This is a genomic window from Variovorax sp. GW531-E2 (assembly GCF_059423125.1).
In genome coordinates this window covers 1-18,835 of record NZ_JBWKXQ010000065.1, presented here as the reverse complement: position 1 = coordinate 18,835, position 18,835 = coordinate 1, and the positions used below count along the sequence as shown (strand labels likewise).

17 protein-coding genes are annotated in these 18,835 nt (G+C 67.6%); 9 read left to right on the top strand and 8 right to left on the bottom strand.

Annotated features, from left to right (window positions below; translation table 11 throughout):
* The first annotated feature begins 2 nt into the window (after nucleotides 1-2).
* From AC07XP_RS27010 to AC07XP_RS27000, 3 genes are read left to right on the top strand one after another with little or no spacing between them, the layout of a single operon-like run.
* Nucleotides 3-1,649: an ABC transporter permease gene (locus tag AC07XP_RS27010; RefSeq protein ID WP_062477436.1), complete on the top strand. Its 1,647-nt coding sequence runs from the start codon at nucleotides 3-5 to the stop codon at nucleotides 1,647-1,649.
* Between the two features lie 32 nt (nucleotides 1,650-1,681).
* Nucleotides 1,682-2,662 carry an ABC transporter substrate-binding protein gene (locus AC07XP_RS27005; protein ID WP_307637652.1) on the top strand — a complete coding sequence of 327 codons (981 nt, stop codon included), beginning with the start codon at nucleotides 1,682-1,684 and terminating at the stop codon, nucleotides 2,660-2,662.
* Nucleotides 2,659-4,077 (top strand): L-serine ammonia-lyase, encoded by a 1,419-nt coding sequence (locus tag AC07XP_RS27000; protein ID WP_495266405.1) that lies wholly within the window; start codon nucleotides 2,659-2,661, stop codon nucleotides 4,075-4,077. Before AC07XP_RS27005 ends, AC07XP_RS27000 begins: the two co-directional genes overlap by 4 nt.
* Before the next feature lie 18 nt (nucleotides 4,078-4,095).
* Here AC07XP_RS27000 and AC07XP_RS26995 read toward each other — a convergent pair whose 3' ends face one another.
* Both AC07XP_RS26995 and AC07XP_RS26990 read right to left on the bottom strand, forming a co-directional pair.
* Complete coding sequence (locus AC07XP_RS26995) at nucleotides 4,096-4,725, bottom strand: LysE family translocator (protein ID WP_492741875.1); 630 nt, start codon at nucleotides 4,723-4,725, stop codon at nucleotides 4,096-4,098.
* An 88-nt stretch (nucleotides 4,726-4,813) separates the two neighbouring features.
* Nucleotides 4,814-5,509, bottom strand: a complete 696-nt coding sequence (locus AC07XP_RS26990) for a GntR family transcriptional regulator (RefSeq protein ID WP_447748110.1) — start codon at nucleotides 5,507-5,509, stop codon at nucleotides 4,814-4,816.
* Between the two features lie 284 nt (nucleotides 5,510-5,793).
* Here AC07XP_RS26990 and AC07XP_RS26985 point away from each other — a divergent pair, with 284 nt between their 5' ends.
* The 6 genes from AC07XP_RS26985 to AC07XP_RS26960 are packed head-to-tail and all read left to right on the top strand — an operon-like array spanning nucleotide 5,794 to nucleotide 12,342.
* The gene (locus tag AC07XP_RS26985) at nucleotides 5,794-6,534 is read left to right on the top strand and encodes a DUF969 domain-containing protein (protein ID WP_062477421.1); all 741 of its coding nucleotides are present in this window, start codon (nucleotides 5,794-5,796) and stop codon (nucleotides 6,532-6,534) included.
* 5 nt (nucleotides 6,535-6,539) lie between these two features.
* A complete protein-coding gene (locus AC07XP_RS26980; protein ID WP_062477418.1) occupies nucleotides 6,540-7,496 on the top strand; it encodes a DUF979 domain-containing protein in 957 nt (318 codons plus the stop codon).
* Nucleotides 7,497-7,506: 10 nt separating this feature from the next.
* Nucleotides 7,507-8,184, top strand: coding sequence for a pyroglutamyl-peptidase I (gene pcp / locus AC07XP_RS26975; protein ID WP_495266404.1), 678 nt, complete (start codon nucleotides 7,507-7,509; stop codon nucleotides 8,182-8,184).
* A gap of 34 nt (nucleotides 8,185-8,218) precedes the next feature.
* A complete protein-coding gene (locus AC07XP_RS26970) occupies nucleotides 8,219-8,989 on the top strand; it encodes a LamB/YcsF family protein (protein WP_495266403.1) in 771 nt (256 codons plus the stop codon).
* Nucleotides 8,990-8,997: 8 nt separating this feature from the next.
* Nucleotides 8,998-10,584: a 5-oxoprolinase subunit B/C family protein gene (locus AC07XP_RS26965; RefSeq protein ID WP_495266417.1), complete on the top strand. Its 1,587-nt coding sequence runs from the start codon at nucleotides 8,998-9,000 to the stop codon at nucleotides 10,582-10,584.
* Nucleotides 10,585-10,605: 21 nt separating this feature from the next.
* Nucleotides 10,606-12,342, top strand: coding sequence for an acetyl/propionyl/methylcrotonyl-CoA carboxylase subunit alpha (locus AC07XP_RS26960; RefSeq protein ID WP_495266402.1), 1,737 nt, complete (start codon nucleotides 10,606-10,608; stop codon nucleotides 12,340-12,342).
* 134 nt (nucleotides 12,343-12,476) lie between these two features.
* On the opposite strand, the gene AC07XP_RS26955 is transcribed toward AC07XP_RS26960, so the two are convergent.
* The 6 genes from AC07XP_RS26955 to AC07XP_RS26930 form a co-directional block, all read right to left on the bottom strand.
* Nucleotides 12,477-14,588, bottom strand: a complete 2,112-nt coding sequence (locus AC07XP_RS26955; RefSeq protein ID WP_495266401.1) for a T6SS phospholipase effector Tle1-like catalytic domain-containing protein — start codon at nucleotides 14,586-14,588, stop codon at nucleotides 12,477-12,479.
* Nucleotides 14,589-14,633: 45 nt separating this feature from the next.
* Nucleotides 14,634-15,119, bottom strand: a complete 486-nt coding sequence (locus AC07XP_RS26950) for a DUF3304 domain-containing protein (RefSeq protein WP_159279246.1) — start codon at nucleotides 15,117-15,119, stop codon at nucleotides 14,634-14,636.
* A gap of 68 nt (nucleotides 15,120-15,187) precedes the next feature.
* Nucleotides 15,188-15,664, bottom strand: a complete 477-nt coding sequence (locus AC07XP_RS26945) for a DUF3304 domain-containing protein (RefSeq protein ID WP_495266400.1) — start codon at nucleotides 15,662-15,664, stop codon at nucleotides 15,188-15,190.
* A gap of 44 nt (nucleotides 15,665-15,708) precedes the next feature.
* The gene (locus tag AC07XP_RS26940) at nucleotides 15,709-16,185 is read right to left on the bottom strand and encodes a DUF3304 domain-containing protein (protein ID WP_495266399.1); all 477 of its coding nucleotides are present in this window, start codon (nucleotides 16,183-16,185) and stop codon (nucleotides 15,709-15,711) included.
* Entirely contained in the window at nucleotides 16,182-17,099 is a 918-nt protein-coding gene (locus tag AC07XP_RS26935; RefSeq protein ID WP_495266398.1) for a DUF4123 domain-containing protein, read from the bottom strand. The genes AC07XP_RS26940 and AC07XP_RS26935 overlap by 4 nt, the downstream gene beginning before the upstream one ends.
* 8 nt (nucleotides 17,100-17,107) lie before the next feature.
* Nucleotides 17,108-18,835, bottom strand: a 1,728-nt coding sequence (locus AC07XP_RS26930; protein ID WP_495266397.1) for a type VI secretion system Vgr family protein, incomplete at its 5' end; no start/stop codon positions are given.

The window sequence follows — 18,835 nt, the reverse complement described above, 5'->3', positions numbered from 1 at the left end:
CCATGAAAATCAACTGGTGGCCCTGGGGTTTCTTGACCCTGCTCAGCCTCGTGCTGCTGCTGTTCTTCGTGTTCTACCCGCTGGGCACGCTGTTCGTGAACAGCGTGCGCGACGAGTCGGGCGCGTTCTCGCTGTCCGGCTTCATCACCTTGCTGCAGGACAGCGAATACCTGCTCGCGTTTCGCAACACGCTGGTGCTCGGCGTGTCGGTCACGGCCTGCACCGTGGCCGTGGGCGTGCCTTTCGCCTACATGGTGGCGCGCTACGACTTCCCGCTGAAGAACCTGGTGGCGGTGCTCCCGATCATGACCATCGTGATCCCCGAGATCATCGTGGGCCAGTCGTGGCTGCTGCTGCTGGGCAACAACGGGCTGGTGACCAACCTGCTCGCGGGCGCGGGCATCACGCTGCCGACCTTCTACGGCTGGACCGGCATGGTGTTCTCCATGACGCTGGTCTACTACACCTACATCTACCTGGGCGTGCTGGCCGCGCTGCGCGGCTTCGACGGCCAGCTCGAAGAGGCCGGCCTGAGCCTGGGCACTTCGCCGCTGGTGACCAAGCTGCGCGTGCTGGTGCCGGTGATCCTGCCGGCGGTGCTGGTCAATGCGCTGGTGGTGTTCACGCTGGTGGTGGGCAACTTCGCGCTGTCGGTGGTGCTGGGCAGCAGCGTGCCGCTGCTGTCGGTCATGACGTACAACGCCTTCGTCGGCGAGATGGGCGGCAGCCCCACGCTGCAAAGCGCGATGTCGGTGGTGTCCATCGGCATCGTGGCCATCGTGCTGTTCTTCCAGAAGCGCGTGGTCGAACGCAAGATCTACACGATGACGCAGGGCCGCGCGCCCGCCGTGGTGCGCGTGCGCTCGGGCGCGGCGGTGTTCTACACGCTCAGCGTGGGCGTGATCATCGTGCTGTCGATGCTGCCGCTGCTCATCGTCTTCGTGGGCGCCTTCACCGAGACCAGCGGGCCCGTGATGCGCTGGGGCCAGTGGTCGCTGTCCAGCCTGGAACGCGCGCTGCGCGGCGCGCCCGAGCCGATCATCAACTCGCTGAAGTTCGCCTCGATGGCGACGGTGGTGGGCGTGGCCTTCGCAGTGCTCGTGAGCTACCTGACGATCAAGAAGCGCAACCCCTTCACGCAGCTGCTGGACTACATCGTGGTGCTGCCGCTGACCATCTCGGGCACGGTGCTGGGCATTGCGCTGGTGCAGACCTTCAACACCGGCTGGCTGGTGCTGGCGGGCACCTCGGGGATCATGGTGCTGTGCTACACGGTGCGCCGCCTGCCCTTCGCGGTGCGCAATGCGTCGTCGACGCTGTTCAACATCTCGGACTCGATCGAGGAGGCCTCGATCAGCCTGGGCGTGTCGCCGCTGAAGACCTTCTTCAAGGTGCTGCTGCCGGCCATGAAGGCCTCGATCATCTCGGCCGCCATCCTGATGTGGGTGACCACGATCTCGGAGCTGTCGGCCTCCATCGTGGTCTACACGGGCGGCCTGGAGACCATGCCCATCGCCATCTTCCGCCAGGTCGACGGCGGGCGCCTGGGCCTGGCCTCGGCCTACGGCGCGGCGCTGGTCAGCGTGATCCTGCTGCCCATCGTGGTGGCGATCAAGGTGTTCCGCATCAATCTCTTCTCCAGCAAATGACCCACCCATTCACTTCAACCTGCGAGGTTTTCATGTCCTTCAAGTCCCTGGCGAAATGCGCGTTCGCGACCCTGGCCCTCACGGCGGGTGTGGCGGGTGCGCAGACGGTGGTGCTCTATTCGTCCAACAACACCGAGACCGTCGAGACCGCGCTGGCCGTGGTCAAGAAGAAGGCGCCCGGGCTCACGGTGCAGCAGGTCACGGGCGGCACCGGCACGCTGATGAAGCGCATCCAGGCCGAAGCCAAGAACCCGCGCGGCGACGTGCTGTGGAGCGGCGGCTTCGGCACGCTGGGCGCCTACAAGGACCAGATGGCGCCCTACAAGTCGCCCGACCTCGCGGCCGTGCCCGCGGCCTTCCGCGGCCCGAACGACCTGTGGGTCGGCACCAACGTGCACGTCATGGTGATGATGGTCAACGAGCGCCAGCTCAAGGGCATGCCCGCGCCCAAGACCTGGTCGGACCTGATGCGCCCCGAATGGAAGGGCAAGTTCGCCATCACCGACCCGAGCAAGAGCGCCACGGCCTACATGCTGGTGTACGGCCTGCTCAAGCAGTTCGGCCGCGACGGCCTGGGCAAGCTGGCGGCCAACGCGGTCGTCACCGCGTCGTCGGGCAGCACCTACAAGGGCGTGGCCGCCGGCGAGTACCCGGTGGGCCTGACCATCGAGTACGCGGCGCAGGAGTACGTGGCGGGCGGCCAGAAGGAGATCAAGCTGGTCTATCCCACCGAAGGCAGCTACCTGGCGCCCGAAGGCATGTTCATCGTGAAGGGCGCGAAGAACATGGACGCCGCCGTCGCGCTCTACAACGGCCTGCTGAGCAAGGAAACGCAGCAGGAGCTGCTGGTGAAGAACTTCCGCCGTCCGGTGCGCAGCGACATCGCGGTGTCCAAGCTCACCTCGCTGCCCGACCTGAGCGCCATCAAGGTCTTCCCGCTCGACCAGGAAGCGGCCTCGGCGGAGTACGAGCAGCTCGTGGCGCTGTGGAACCTGGCGGTGAAGGCGCGGTGACAAGTACGGCGAAGGCGCCTTCGACGCCGGTCAGCGCCTTCGATCTGTTCAAGATCGGCATCGGCCCCTCGAGCTCGCACACGGTCGGGCCGATGATCGCGGCGCGGCAGTTCGCCTGCCTGCTGCAAGCGCAAGGCCTGCTGCCGCAGGTGGCCGCGCTGGTGACTCAGCTGTACGGCTCGCTGAGCGCCACCGGCCGCGGCCACGGCACCGACCGCGCCGTGCTGCTCGGGCTCGCAGGCCACCGGCCGGACCGCATCGACCCCGACACCATCGAGCCCGCCATCGCGGCCATCCGGCGAGAGCGGCGGCTGCACCTGCTCGGCACGCACGCCGTGGCGTTCGACGAGAAAGAGCACCTGCTCTTCCTGCGCAAGAGCCTGCCTCGGCACCCGAACGGCCTGCGCTTCATCGCGCTGGATGCGCAGGGCCAGGCCCTGGCCGAGGCGGATTACTTTTCAGTGGGCGGCGGCTTCGTCGTCGATGCACAGGGCGAGAGCGTGCGCAACGAAGCCGGCGTGCAGCGCCCGGCGCCGGCCGCCTTGCCCTTCGCCTTCGACAGCGGCGCGGAACTGCTGGCGCAATGCCGCGCGCAGGGCCTGTCGATCGCCGCGCTGTTGATGGCCAACGAAACGCAATGGCGACCGCAGGCCGAGGTGCGATCGGAGCTGCTGCAAGTGTGGGACGCCATGGCCGGCGCCGTGCGCCGCGGCTGCGCGAGCACCGGCACCCTGCCCGGGCGCATGCAGGTGCGGCGGCGCGCGGCCGATCTGTTCGGGCAGCTGCAGGGCAATGGCACGGCGCAGGCCGCGCCCGACCCGCTCGCGGCGATGGACTGGGTCAACCTGTACGCCATGGCCGTCAACGAAGAGAACGCGGCCGGCGGGCGCGTGGTCACTGCGCCCACCAACGGCGCGGCGGGCGTGATCCCGGCGGTGCTGCACTACCACCAGCGCTTCTTTCCCGGTGCGGGCGACGAGGCGGTGGTCGAGTTTTTGCTCACCGCGGCGGCCATCGGCATCCTCTACAAGAAGAACGGCTCGCTCTCGGGCGCCGAGGTCGGCTGCCAGGGCGAGGTCGGCGTGGCCTGCTCGATGGCGGCGGGCGCGCTCGCCGCGGTGATGGGCGGCACGCCCGGGCAGGTCGAGAACGCCGCCGAGATCGGCATGGAGCACAACCTGGGCATGACCTGCGACCCGGTCAGCGGGCTGGTTCAGATCCCGTGCATCGAGCGCAACGCAATGGGCGCGGTGAAGGCCATCAACGCGGCGCGCATGGCCCTGCGCGGCGACGGCTCGCACTTCGTGTCGCTGGACAAGGTCATCCAGACCATGATGCAGACCGGCGCGGACATGAAGACCAAGTACAAGGAAACCTCGCGCGGCGGCCTCGCCGTGAACATCGTCGAGTGCTGACCGCCGCGCGGCCGCGGCTCAGCCTGCAGGCCGGCGCGTGAACGCGAGGATCAGCCCGAAGCCGACCATCATGCTGCCGCTCACGCGGTTGAACCAGCGCATCGCGCGGCTGCCGTTGGCCAGGCGGCGCATGCGCGCGCCGAGCAGCGCATACAGCGCGATCGCGACCAGCTCGAACACCAGGAAGGTCACGCCCAGCAGCACGTAGCTCGACGCGTACGCACTGGGCACCACGAACTGCGGGAAGAAGGCGGTGAACACCAGGATCGCCTTCGGGTTGCCGGCCGCCACCGTGAACTCCTGGCGCACCAGCGCGCGCATCGACGGCGGTGCGGCCTCGTGCGCCTGCACCTGCGCGGTCGGCGCCGGCGCGCGCAGCAGCCGGACGCCGATCCACACGAGGTACGCGGCGCCGATGTACTTGATGACATCGAAGGCCAGCTCCGACGCCACCAGCACCGCGCCCATGCCCAGGCCCGCGATGGCGATCATGACCGCGAAGGCCACGAGCCGGCCGCTCGCCGCGATCACGGCCGGCGACACGCCGTGCTTCGCGCCGTTGGTGACCGACAGCAGGTTGTTGGGGCCGAACGCCATGTTGATGGCGAAGCAGGCGGGCAGGAACAGCAGGTAGGCGGACAGGGTCATGGCGCATCCGGCGGTGGGGGTGGCGGGGTGGTCATTATTTCAGCACCTTGCCCCGCGCAGGTGCGCCGATGCGAAGCCCGGAGGCGGCCTATTCCACGTCCGTCATCTGCCGCGCGTAGACGGCCAGCACGATGCGCTCGGAGTGGATCAGGTAGTCGTTCAGCGCCGCCGAGCCCTCGGCGAACTTGCCGGCCTCGATGAGCTCGAGCAGCTTCGTGTTCATGTCCACGTAGGGCGCGTGCAGGAACTCCGGGTCTTTCAGCAGCCCGAAGGCCAGCCGCAGCTCGACCAGGATGTGGGCGAACAGCACGTTGAGCCGCTCGCTGTCGGCCAGCTCGACGATGCCCTTGTGGAACTCCATGTTGGCCGTGCCCACGCCCAGCCAGTCGCCGGCGTCGCGGCATTTCAATGCCATCTCGACCGCCTCGCGCATGTGCTTCTTGGCGGGGTGGCGCGGGTAGGCCTGCGCCAGCGCCTGGCACTCGATGAGCCGGCGCACGCGGTAGATGTCGATGATCGACGCGATGCTCGGCACCGCCACGAACACGCCGCGGTTGGGCGCGTGCTTGAGCAGGCCTTCCTTGGTCAGCGTGCGGAACACCTCGCGCAGGGTGTTGCGCGAAATCTCCAGGCTGTCGGCCAGCGCGGCCTCCGACAGCCGCTGCCCTGGCGAGAACTCGCCCTTCACGATCTTCTGGCGGATCAGCTCGGCCACGCGGTCGTTGAGCGTGAGCGCGCCGGCGGCCGGCGAGGCGGGGGAAGTGGGGGAATCCAGTCGGGTCATGCCGGTCGGTCGGAGGGGAAAAGAGAGGGGCGCAGCGAGCCTGCGTTGTAACAGACGGCTCCCTTGCCACGCCGCGCCCGTGCACCGAAACGTGCCCGTTTCAGGGTTTTCATGGGGGTATTCGGGCACTGTTGTTGGGCACACTACATTAAATTGTTCAACAACTTGTTTGAAATGAGTGATTCATAAGAAATGAATTGCTCATTCATTGGCATGAGGTTTGCATCAATCGACCGCACCGGTGCCCCTGCGCCGGTGTTTTGCATTGCAACGAAAGACCAACCATGACACCTGAAGTCCCCCTGTGGCCGCTGATCGGCGTGGCCGTGATCATTGCGGGGTTCATCCTGCGCTTCAATCCGATGCTGGTCGTGATCGTCACGGCCATCGTCACGGCGTTCGCCGCCGGCTTCGGCCCGATGGCGATCCTCACGGCCATCGGCACCGGCTTCATCAAGACGCGCAACCTGCCGCTGATCATTCTTCTGCCGCTGGCGGTGATCGGCCTGCTGGAGCGCCACGGCCTGCGCCAGCACGCGCAGAACTGGATCAGCCGCATCAAGTCGGCCACCGCCGGGCGCCTGCTGATCGTCTACCTCGCGGCACGCGAACTCACCGCGGCCATGGGCCTGACCAGCCTGGGCGGCCATCCGCAGATGGTGCGTCCGCTGCTCGCGCCGATGGCCGAAGGCGCCACCGAAACGCGCTACGGCAAGCTGCCCGACCGCATCCGCCACAAGCTGCGCGCCTACGCCGCGGCCACCGACAACGTGGGCCTGTTCTTCGGCGAAGACATCTTCGTGGCCTTCGGCGCCATCGTGCTCATGACCACCTTCCTGCACGAAGCGGGCATCGACGTGGAGCCGCTGCACATCGCGATGTGGGGCATTCCCACGGCCATTGCCGCCTTCATCATCCACGCCTGGCGCCTGCGCCGGCTCGACCAGGCGCTGGCCCGTGAACTGGGCGGCGCTGCAGAAGCCGACGTGCCCGCCACCGCCGTGCCCGCCAAGGAAGGACGCTGAGCATCATGATCCTCTCGATCCAGCACCTGTACCTCCTGGTCGGCTTCATCCTCGCCGTCACGGCCGTGATGACGCTGGCCGACCGCCAGCATCCCAAGCGCTACACCAGCGCGCTCTTCTGGGGCATCTATGCGCTGGTCTTCCTGGTCGGCGACAAGCTGCCGCCCGCGCTCGTGGGCGCCGGTGCGATCGGCATGGCCGTCATTGCCGGCCTGCGCGGCGTCGGTGCGGGCAAGCACCGCGAGCCCACGCCCGAGCAGTACCAGGCCAGCGCCACGCGCCTGGGCAACAAGCTGTTCATTCCGGCGCTGGCGATCCCGCTGGTCACCGTGATCGGCACCGTGGGCATGAGCCACATCAAGCTCGGCGGCACGCTGCTGCTCGACCCCAAGAACACCACGCTGGTGAGCCTGGGCATCGGCTGCGTGGTGGCGCTGGCGCTGGCCTGCTGGCTGACGCGCGAGACGCCCGTGCAGGGCATGCGCGAGTCGCGCCGCCTGACCGACGCGCTCGGCTGGGCCGTGGTGCTGCCGCAGATGCTCGGCATGCTGGGCCTGGTGTTCTCCGACGCCGGCGTGGGCAAGGCGGTGGCGCACATCACCACCAGCTACATCAACATGGACATCCGCTTCGTCGCCGTGGCGGTGTACGTGCTGGGCATGGCCCTGTTCACCATCATCATGGGCAACGGCTTCGCGGCCTTCCCGGTGATGACGGGCGGCGTCGGCGTGCCGGTGCTGGTGGGCGTGTACCACGGCGACCCGGCCGTGATGGCGGCCATCGGCATGTTCTCGGGCTACTGCGGCACGCTCATGACGCCGATGGCGGCCAACTTCAACATCGTGCCCGCGGCGCTGCTGGAGCTGCCCGACAAGAACGCGGTGATCAAGGTGCAGATACCCACCGCGGCCGCGCTGCTGGTGGTCAACATCTTCCTGCTGTACTTCCTGATGTTCCGCTGAGGCACCGCGCATGACCACCGCCACCGATGCCAAGGCACGCCGCGTGCTGCTCGCGGGCTTCGAGCCCTTCGAGAACGACCCGGTCAACCCTGCGTGGGAGATCGCCCGCGCGCTCGACGGCTGGGCCTGCGAAGGCGCCGTGGTGCAGGCGGTGCAGCTGCCCTGCGTGTTCGGCCGCGCCATCGACACGCTCGACGCCGCACTGGCCGGCTCGCCGCTGCAGCTGGTGCTGTGCATCGGCGCGGCGGGCGGGCGCACCGAGATCTCGATGGAGCGCGCCGCGCTGAACATCGACGACGCGCGCATTCCCGACAACGCCGGCCAGCAGCCCGTCGACCTGCCTGTGGTCAGGGACGGCCCGGCGGCCTACTTCTCGACGCTGCCGATCAAGGCCATGGTGCGCGACATGCGCGCGGCGGGCCTGCCTGCGGCCGTGTCGAACAGCGCGGGCACCTTCGTGTGCAACCACATCTTCTACGCGCTCATGCACCGGCTCGCGACGCGCCCGGCGCTGGCGCACACGCGCGGCGGCTTCGTCCACGTGCCCTACCTGCCCGAGCAGGCCGCCTCGAAACCCGGCGTGGCGAGCATGGCGCTGGACGCGCAGGTGGAGGCCTTCCGCGTGGCGATCCGCACCGCGCTCACCGTGCGCCACGACGTGCGCGAGACCGCCGGCCGGCTGCATTGATTCCTGAGGCGTGCGTGCACGCCGGAGACCCCCGATGAACATCGACTTGAACAGTGACCTCGGCGAAAGCCTCGGCGTCTGGCGCATGGGCGACGACGCCGCCATGCTCGACATCGTCAGCAGCGCCAACGTGGCCTGCGGCTTCCACGCCGGCGACCCGGCGGGCATCCTGCGCACGCTGCGCCAGGCGAAGGAACGCGGCGTGGCCGTGGGCGCCCATGTGGCCTACCGCGACCTCGTCGGCTTCGGCCGTCGCAACATGGACGTCGACAGCGCCGACCTGCGCGCCGACGTCATCTACCAGATCGGCGCCCTGAAGGGCCTGGCCGCCGCGGCCGGCACCGAGGTGCGCTACGTGAAGCCGCACGGTGCGCTGTACAACACCATCGCGCACGATGAGCGCCAGGCACGCGACGTGATCGCGGCCCTGCGCGAGATCGACGCCGGCCTCGTGCTCGTCGCGCTCGCGGGCTCGCCGCTCGTGGGCTGGGCCGAGGCCCAGGGCCTGCGCGTGGTGGCCGAGGCCTTTGCCGACCGCGCCTACACGCCGCAGGGCTCGCTGGTGTCGCGCCGCGAACCCGGCGCCGTGCTGCACGATGCGAACGACGTGGCCGAGCGCATGCTGCGCCTGGCCCACGAAGGCACCGTCACCGCCATCGACGGCAGCGTGGTGCGCATCCGCGCCGACTCGATCTGCGTGCACGGCGACAGCCCCGGCGCGGTCGAAATGGCGCGCCGCGTGCGCGAGCGGCTCGTGCAGGCCGGCGTGACGATCCGCCCCTTCGCCGAGGCCACCACCGCATGACGGCCTCGATGCGCTTTCTTCGCGTCAACCTGAATGCCGTGCTGGTCGAGCTCGACGACCTGGCGCAGACGCTCGCGCTGCTGGCCTCGCTGCGCGCCGAGCCCCTTGCCGGCATCGACGAGCTGGTGCCCGCCGCGCGCACCATCCTCATCACCTTCCGCCCCGCCGTGCTGTCGGCGGCTGCGCTGGCACACGCCGTGCGCCAGCGAAAGCTCGACGCCCGCGAGACGCGCATCGACAAGCGCATCGAGATTCCCGTGCGCTACGACGGCGAAGACATCGCCGAAGTGGCCGGCCTGCTCGGCATAACACCCGACGAGCTGGTGCGCCGCCACACCGGCAGCGACTACACCGTCGCCTTCACCGGCTTCGCGCCCGGCTTCGCCTACCTGAGCGACGGCCACCCCAGCCTGAACGTGCCGCGCCGCGCGGTGCCGCGCACCCGCATCCCGGCCGGCGCCGTCGGGCTCGCGGGCAGCTTCAGCGGCGTGTACCCGCAGGCCAGCCCCGGCGGCTGGCAGATCATCGGCGTGACCGACACGCCCATGTGGGACCTGTCGCGCGAAACGCCGGCGCTGCTGCAGCCCGGCGATGCGGTGCGCTTTGTCGATGCCACGTCGTTGAAGGTGGCGTTGCCTGTGGCGGAGCCCGTGGTTGCGGCGCCCGCGCCTGCGGCCGTTGAAGGCGGCAGCGCCTTTGAAGTTCGCGCCGCTGGCTTGCAGGCGCTGTGGCAGGACGGCGGTCGCCATGGCCAGGCGCGGCAGGGTGTGTCAGCCTCCGGTGCGATGGACCAGCGCTCGCTGCAGGCGGCCAATCGACTGGTCGGCAATGCGTCGGACGTGGCCTGCCTCGAACTCGCCTACGGCGGCTTCCAGTTCGTCTGCCGCGGCAACGCAGTGATCGCTGTCACTGGCGCCGACGGCCCGCTCACGCTGACCCGTGCCGACGGCGCGCAATGGCCGTTGCCGCGCTACCAGCCCGTCGCGCTGGCCGACGGCGACACCGTCACCATCGGCGAGCCCGTCGCCGGCATCCGCAGCTACCTGGCCGTGCGCGGCGGCTTTGCCGTGGCGCCCGTGCTCGGCAGCTGCGCGACCGACACGCTGGCCCGCATCGGCCCGCCCGCCGTGGCGGCAGGCGATGTGCTGCCCGTGCGTAGCGTTGCCACCGGCGCCGTCGTCGGCGCCACCGAAGTGCCACCGATCGATCTGCCCACCGTGCAGGACGAAGTCGTGCTCGACATCGTGCTCGGCCCGCGCACCGACTGGTTCACCGCCGACGCCGTCGAGCACCTGTGCAGCCAGCCGTGGGTGGTGACGCCGCAATCGAACCGCGTCGGCATCCGCCTGAACGGCGAAACGCCGCTGGTGCGTGCCAACACCGCCGAGCTGCCCAGCGAGGGCACGGCGCGCGGTTCGATCCAGGTGCCGCCCAGCGGCCAGCCCGTGCTGTTCCTGGCCGACCACCCGCTCACCGGCGGCTACCCCGTGATCGCGTCGGTCGCCACCCACCACCTGGACCGTGCGGGGCAGATCCCCGTGAACGCCCGCGTCCGCTTCCAACCGATGGCCGGCCACGGCCCCATCGAACTTTGATTTGAGATCGAGAGTCCCGCGATGAAAAAAGTCCTGATCGCCAACCGCGGCGAAATCGCCGTGCGCATCGCGCGCGCCTGCGCCGACCACGGCGTGCAGTCGGTCGCCGTCTACGCCGATCCCGACCTGAATGCGCTGCACGTGCGCCGCGCCGACGAGGCCTACGGCCTGGACGGCCACCGCCCGGCCGACACCTACCTCAACATTCCCAAGCTGCTGGCCATCGCCAAGCGCAGCGACGCCGATGCCGTGCACCCCGGCTACGGCTTCCTTTCCGAAAGCGCAGCCTTCGCGCAGGCCGTGATCGACGCCGGCCTGACGTGGATCGGCCCTTCGCCCGCGGCCATCGCCACGCTGGGCGACAAGGTGCAGGCCCGCAAGCTCGCCCTGAAGGTCGGCGCGCCGCTCGTCGCGGGCACGGCCGACCCGGTCAGCAACGCGGGCGAGGTGCTCGCCTTTGCCGAACAGCACGGCCTGCCGATCGCGATCAAGGCGGCCTTCGGCGGCGGCGGGCGCGGCATCAAGGTCGCGTGGCGGCTCGACGAGGTCGAAGGCCTCTACGAATCGGCCGTGCGCGAAGCCATCACCGCCTTCGGCCGCGGCGAGTGCTACGTCGAACAGTTCCTCGACCGCCCGCGGCACGTCGAGGCGCAGGTCATCGCCGACACCCACGGCAACGTCGTCGTGCTCGGCACGCGCGACTGCTCGCTGCAGCGGCGCAACCAGAAGCTGGTCGAAGAAGCGCCCGCACCGTTCCTGAGCGACGCACAGCGTGAGCGCATCCACCAGTCGGCGCGCGACATCTGCGCGGCCGCCGGCTACACCGGCGCCGGCACCGTCGAGTTCATGCTGAGCGCGAGCGGCGCCATCTCTTTTCTCGAGGTCAACACGCGCCTGCAGGTCGAGCACCCCGTGACCGAGGAGACCACCGGCATCGACCTCGTCATCGAACAGCTGCGCATCGCCGAAGGCCTGCCGCTGTCAATCAAAGAGACGCCCGCACCGCGCGGCCACTCCTTCGAATTCCGCATCAACGCCGAAGACGTGGGCCGCGGCTTCCTGCCGACGCCCGGCCCCGTCCATGTGTTCGACGCCCCCTCGGGCCCGGGCGTGCGCGTGGACACCGGCGTGGACGCCGGCTCGCAGGTGCCCGGCACCTTCGACTCGCTGATGGCCAAGCTCATCGTCACCGGCGCCACGCGCGCCCAGGCCATCGCACGCGCGCGCCGCGCGCTCAAGGAATTCCGCATCGAAGGGTTGGCGACGGTGCTTCCGTTTCACCGCGCGGTGATGGCGCACCCCGACTTCGTGTCGGAAGACGCCTTCAAGGTCCACACACGCTGGATCGAGACCGACTTTGCGAACGACGAAGCGGCAGGCATACGACCTGATCCGTTGCCGGACGCCTCGCCGCACCGCACGGCCATCGAGATCGACGGGCGGCGCATGTCGCTGGGACTGCCTGCGGAGTTGCTGCGTGGGTTGGCGTCGGCGGGTGGTGGTGCTGCTGCTGCGCCTGGCGTTGTGGCGAACGCACCGGCGGCCGATGCCGCTGCTGTGGCTGCGCCGGTGTCGGGCACGTTGCAAGGCTGGAAAGTCGCGGACGGCGACGAGGTCGCTGAAGGTGCGGTCATCGCGGTGATGGAGGCGATGAAGATGGAGATGCAGGTGGTTGCGCACCGCGCGGGGCGCATCGTGTTCGCTGCGGCGGCGGGGGGCTATGTGGCGGCTGGGACGGCGATTGCGCGCATTGGGTGAGTGAGGGCGGCCGTCAAGGCTTGAGGAAGAGAGCGACCGGATTCATCTTGATCCGGCCTCACCGAGCGGCGATGGCCGGACAACTGGCGGCTGTAGGTTCTGCGAGGTGATGACGGAACCTGCAATGGGCTTCTTCAACTCTTGTCGAACACGCGCCGGTAACGCCCGTGGCCGCGGGGTTCGCGGCGGCTGGCGGTGCCCAGGAGCTTCAATGCGAGCGTCGCCATCGTGCCTGCGTTGTCTCGCAGATCTTCCGCATCTGCATCCGTCATCAGAGGCAGTGTTCCCGGTTCTTTTGCATCCTGTGCGATCACGCGGCGTTCGAAGTTGTTGAGTTCATAGCCGCGGGCATAGTTGCGCAGGTTCGTCGCGCGAGAGGGGAGGGTCTCCTCGTCTGCCGCCTTCAGCAACCGGTCATGCGTGGCTTTTTTCTGCTTGATGGCGGCCACGAAGTCATCGCGGTTCTCCTTCGTGATGGGGCCGAGCATCCAGAAGCCGCCGTGCGAGTCGTGGACATACTTGTCGAAGAAGTCGTTGGCGGTTTGCGGAACATCCTTGGCAGCAGCGACGGCGCGTAGGAGGCGCTTTTCCACCTCGTTGGCGCGGGGCGGCTGGTCAACGTAGACGCCCGCTCTGGGAACGAACACCCGTCGGGGCTGGTTGGCCGCCTGGGCGGCCTTGATGTCCTCACGCCAGTCGAGTTCCGACTCCCAGAGATCCTGTCGGTCCTGCTTGTTGGAGGCTTCGTAACTCGCCATGGCCTTGAAGGTGGCTTCGTCGCTCTTGGACGCACGCCAGCGCCAATACAGCTCCATGTGATAGCGCATGCGGTTTTGCACGGGCTCCCCGCCGTTGGCGACGTTCTGCTTTTCCTCCGTCGTGGTCCAGGCTGCGTAGTCGCTGAAGGCTTTATCGAGCCCAGGGTCGACCTTGAAGTCTCGCTCGATCACCGCGTCCATCTCGTTCAATGGGCGGACTCGTACGCCTGCCGAAACTGCCTCGAAATACATGTCCATCAAGGGAATCTGCGAGAGCAATGAGGTACGTCCGCCTACGCCTTTTCCCTGGGACTTCGACGGGTAGCCTCCGCCCAGGTCAGAGTGGGCCCCCGGATAGACGAACTCCTTGGTGTTCGGCGGGTAGCTCGTGGCCCTGATGCGCGCCGTAGACAGCGGAAACGACTGGCGTATTTCATGGGCCGCCACATAGTGAACGGTCTGGTTGACACCGTGGATGTCCATGGTGCCGTCAGCCCAGTCCTGAAAGCCTTCGCCAACGGGCGACGAATCGGCCAGCCCGACAGACGCCACGGTGTCGAAGATGCCCAGGAAATGAAGCTCCAGCGTCGCTTCGCCGATCGTCATGTTCTCGGCGACCAGCTGGATCCACTGGCAAAAGGCGCGCGCTTCGGCTGCACCACGCGAAAAGCCGAAGACCGACAGATGCATCTTGGTCACCCGCGGCCGCTGGTCCTTGATGGCTTTCAGCAGGCGCTCTTGAATGCCCCTGAAGATGCTGATCATCTTGTTGTCGCTCAAGCGCCACCAGGTCTTCAGCCGGTCGGTGCAGAGCTCCTTCATCTCGTCCGGCTGGATGAGGTCGGACGTGTGATACGCCCGATGCAATGCGTTGTAGACCTGAATCAAGGCCCAATGGATGCGTGCCTCACCACCGGTGCCGAAACGCTTGCCGTTGTCCAGTTCCTTGTCCTCGCCGATCTCGGGGAAGTGCGTGCCGACGCCGGGTATGTAGTAGCGAAAGTTCTCGACCTTGTCGTCCTTGTGCGCGTTGAAGAGACTGACCACGTTCGTGTGGCTTTGGTCGCGTGTGTCGCGGATCAGGTTGTTGTTGGTGCCGTCGAAGAACAGGCCCACGTGGATCTCTTTGGCGCAACTCAGGGCATCGGCCTTGCTCGGGTCGGCGCTGGCGGCGCGTTGGCACAGTTCGCGTGCGGTCAGGGTCCGGTCGGCGCGTGAGTGGTCGCCAGGCAGCCCGGGCTGGTAGTTCGCGCCGCCCGGGTCGTTGTCCCACCAGTCGCCTGTGGGCGCTGTGGGTAGCGGTCGATAGGTCGAGGACCATGTTTCGGCCCTGCCAGCCCCGTCCGACCACACCAGTATCTGCAGCCCTGTTTCCTTGAGGATGCACTCGGCTGTACAGAGTTCGATGGTCTTGAAGTAGAAGCAGCGCTTGTCGTAGGTGTTGGCGTCAAAGCTGACCTCGTACCAGCCTTCGCGAAATTCGTCCATGTGTCGCTCCCCGGGTTCTTTGGGATGTTTCTTGGCTGACCTGGCTCACCATTTCCAATTGGGTGGTTTCACGGGGTACGCAGGGCCGGGGTAGTCCTTGGCCCCTGCCCCCTTGCTGGAAATGATCAGCCGAACTTCACCTCCGGAAAGGAAATGGATGTTGAGCGTGCTGCCCGGGACGTCATATTTTTCGATCGGGACGACTTTCTCGTGCCACTGCTGGACATACGCCTCCGGCCGCCTGTCACCGGGAATCCCGCTGGATGTAGCCCACCTCACTTTGGCGCTGAGGCCCGGACGCCATTTGGCGGGGTAGGAGATGCAGCAGACGAAGCTTCCGCCGCCACCGTAGGCGCTTGAGTGCCCGGCGAAGATGCCATCGACGTACGGTTCGATGTGGTCGCCCGTGTGGTTGTACGGGCTGAGGTTGGCGCTGTAGCTTTCTGACGTGCGCTCCTTGCTGCTGCAAGCAGCCAGCGGGAGCACCAGCAGTGCCAATGCGCAAAGTGTCAGGGTGGTCGTGCGTTTCATGACGTGTGGCCTTTCAATGCGTTCACGTGTTGTGTCTCGGGTTTCCGAAAATCCTTGCTCGCCTTGAGTCACCACTTCCAGCTCGACGGCTTCACCGGGTAGTCGGGGTAGCCCTTCGCGCCGGAGCCCTTGCTGGAGATGACCAATCGAACATCGCCTTCAGCCAGGAAGTGCACGTTGAGCGTGCTGCCTGGGATGTCGTATTTGTCGATCGGGACGATCTTCTTGTGCCAGTGCGGCTTGATTGCGTCGGGACGCGTATCGCCTGGAGTCCCGCTCGAGGTTGTCCACTCCACCGTTGCGCTGAGTCCGGGACGCCATTGAGCCGGATAGGAGATGCAGCACACAAAGCTGCCGCCACCGCCGTAGGGGCGCGAATTGCCGCCACCTGCCCCATCCACATAGAACTCGTGGATGTAGTCCTCTGTGTGGTTGTAGGCACTGAGGTTGGCGCTGTAGCTTTCAGCTGCCGGCTTCTTGCTGCTGCAAGCTGCCAGCGGCAGTACTGCCAGTGCGCAAAGCGTCAGGAGCGCGGTACGTTTCATGGCGTGTGGCCTTTCAATGCGCGCATGGATTGTTTGCCTCATGCTCACCATTTCCAATCCGGCGGCTTCACCGGATAGGCGGGGCCAGGGTAGCCCTTGGCGCTGGCCCTCATGTTGGAGATGACCAGCCGCACTTCGTTGTTCGGCAAGAAGTGCACGTTCATCAGACCACCCGGCACGTCATATCGATCGATCGGAACGACCCTCTCGTGCCAGCGGGGCGTGATGGCTTCGGGGCGCTTGTCGCCAGGAATTCCGCTCGATGTCGTCCATTTCACCGTCGCGCTGAGCCCGGGACGCCATTGAGCTGGAGCAGAGATGCAGCACACGAAACTGCCGCCGCCTCCGTACGGACTCGAGTTGCCGCCACCCGCTCCGTCCACATAGAACTGATGGATGTAGTCCTCTGTGTGGTTGTAGGGGCTGAGACTGGCGCTGTAGCTTTCAGCCGCCGGCTTCTTGCTGCTGCAAGCCCCCAACAACGCCAACGCGCAAAGAACCAGGAGAGCAAGGCGCTTCATGAAGCCTTCCCCTCCAACGCCTTCCACAGCGCGTCGCTCCAGCCCTTCATCAGGCCCGACAGGCTGGAGCCTTGTGCGACGGTCTTCCATGTGTCCGACAGATCGGGATGCTGATAAAAGTCATCGCCGCAGGTCAGCGAGAGCACCACGAACTGCAGCCGGTCGGGGTTGCCTGCCACGTGCAGGCGCGTGGCAACCGCGAGCGCGCGCTGGAGCCGCTGATGAAACGCCGCCCGGTCGGTCTGCGGCACCAGCTGCGACACCGTCTCGAGCAACTGCGCAAAGATGCCGTCGGCTTCCGAGGCATCCAGGAGCGTCGCGAATTGCGATGCATCGAGTTCGAGATGGTCGCGGGCATCGGCCACACCGTCCTTCCCAGAAGCTGCAAACCAGTTGCCGACCACGGCACCGCTGCGATCGAACCACTGCCATTGCGAGATGGCCTGCGCCACGCGCCGTGCCTGTGGCTCGGCCAGCGTGGCGAGCAGCGTCGGAAGAACGCGCACATCGCCCATGCGGCAATGCAGCTTCAGGCCGTCGTGCCGCGCCTGGGCCAGGTAGCCGAAGCAGGCCTGCAAATCCGCAGCGACGTGGCTGGAGGCGATCCAGCTGAATGCGGGCGCCGCCGGGTCGATCGTGGCGAGGCGCCGCAAGCCCTCGGCGCGCACCTCGTCGTCTGGTGGCAGTTCCAGCAGCTGCGGTCCCCTTGCGCCGTAGGCCTCCAGCGGAGTGTTGGCCAGCGCATTGACGTGCGACCACCCGTTGCGGCGCAGTACCGATGCGAGGCGCGCCGGGTCGAGCAAGGCCGCATCGACCAGCAACCAGAGGCCGACGGATGACGGTTGGGCGTCGGCCATCGCTTGCACGGCATGGGCAAGGTGGAGGGGGTCGATCGGATCGGTCGCGAATTCCAACGCCGAACTCACTGCAAGGCGGAGAAGGGGGCTCCGCTTTGTGCGGCCTTCAGCATGCACTCGATGCAGATGCTCTGCGGGAACAGCGGCAGCCCATACGGCGAGCTTGTCGGCCCAGCCAACTTCCGCTGCACCGAGTGATAAGTGATCTTCCCCGGGCACTCGAAGGTGATGTCCCCATCCTGCAGCGTGATCGACGCGCCCTGCGCCGTCGCGATGCGGATCTTCTTCTTGGCCGCGAACTCCACCGTCTGGTCGATGCTGGCGATCTTCAATGCCTCCTTGGCCTGCACGCGCAACTCGTCGTGCTGCGCCTGGAAGTCCAGGTCGCCGTTGCCCGCGATCACCGACAGGCCCGCGTCTGCATCGGCCTTCTGCGCCCCGGCCAGCACGCTGATGGCTTGCCCGCTGTGCACGCGCAGCACGTCGGCCAGCGCCAGGTTGATGTCGCCGCCGCTGGCCAGCGTGGCGGTCTCGCCGCTGACGACCTGCAGCTGCTGGCCCGCCACCATCGCCAGGCCGCCGCGTGCGGCCAGTGCGATCACGGCATCGCTCGTGTGCGGCACCTTGCCTTCGCCGGTGGCGATGGCCTTGTCTGCCGCATCTGCGTAGGCAGTGTCGAGCGCATCGGCCGTCACCATGCCGCTGGCGGTGTGCTCCATCGCGGCGTAGGGGGCGCGTTCCTTGTCGAGCTGGGATTCGTTGGCCTTGTTCGCGCCGATGTGCCCTGCCAACTGCACAGTCTCGTGGGTCCTGGCGGCGTCGCTCAGAGCCTGACCCAGCTGCTGCACCTGCTTGAGCAGCGCCATGCCGGCGGCGAAGTCGCCCACGGGCTCGAGCTTGTGGCCGCCTGCGCCGTGGTACGTGCTCAGCAGCACGCCCTTGCCGCCGCGCAGGGCCGCATAGCCGTCCGTGCGCAGCTCCAGGCCCTGGCCTCGGAAGCTGCCTCGGAAGTTGTCGGCCTGGTGGATGAGGTGGCCCAGGTTCAGCTGGCTGTGGGCGGTGCTGGCGTGCAGTTGCACGCGCAGCTGCTGGTTCGAATCGTCGAACACCAGCTGGCTGAAGCCCTCGCCGCCGAACTCCTTGGTCTTGAAGCCGCTCAGGGCGGCCGCGTTGCGGTGACCCTTGTCGTCGGCGCTGGCGCCGTGCCAGGGCGGGGCATGGCCGGCCGCGAGGTTGGCCTGGGCGCTGGGCGAGGCGTTGCTGGCCTGGGCGAAGACGTCGTTGGTGTCGTTGCTGCCCTGTTCGCTGTCGCGTGACGCACCGCCGGGCGTGGGGGCGATGCCGCCGTCGCCGCGGCCGTTGTACAGCGCGCCGACGATGACGGGCTGGTCCACGTCCAGGTCGACGAACTTGACCAGCACTTCCTGCCCGATGCGCGGCAGCCACTGCCAGCCCATGCCGGGGCCGGCCTGGCGCTGGGCCACGCGGATCCAGCGGGTGCTGCGGTTGTCCTGGGCGCTGTCTCCATTGCTGTTGCCGTTCTCGCTCGATCCGTTCTGCCAGTGGAAGCGCACGCGCACGTCGCCGCGGTCGTTGCAGTACAGCTCGTCGGCGCCATTGGGCGAGGTCTCGCCAGCGGGGCCGACCACGATGGCGCTGTGCACGCCGCTGGCCGTGGGCCTGGCGTGCAGGCGGGCGCCATCGGCCGCGGCCAGTGCCGGGCGCCAGGGGCGCGGGGCGTGCACGCCCGAGAAGCTGTTGGCGTAACCCTGGGCCTGGGCGGTGGCCAGGCT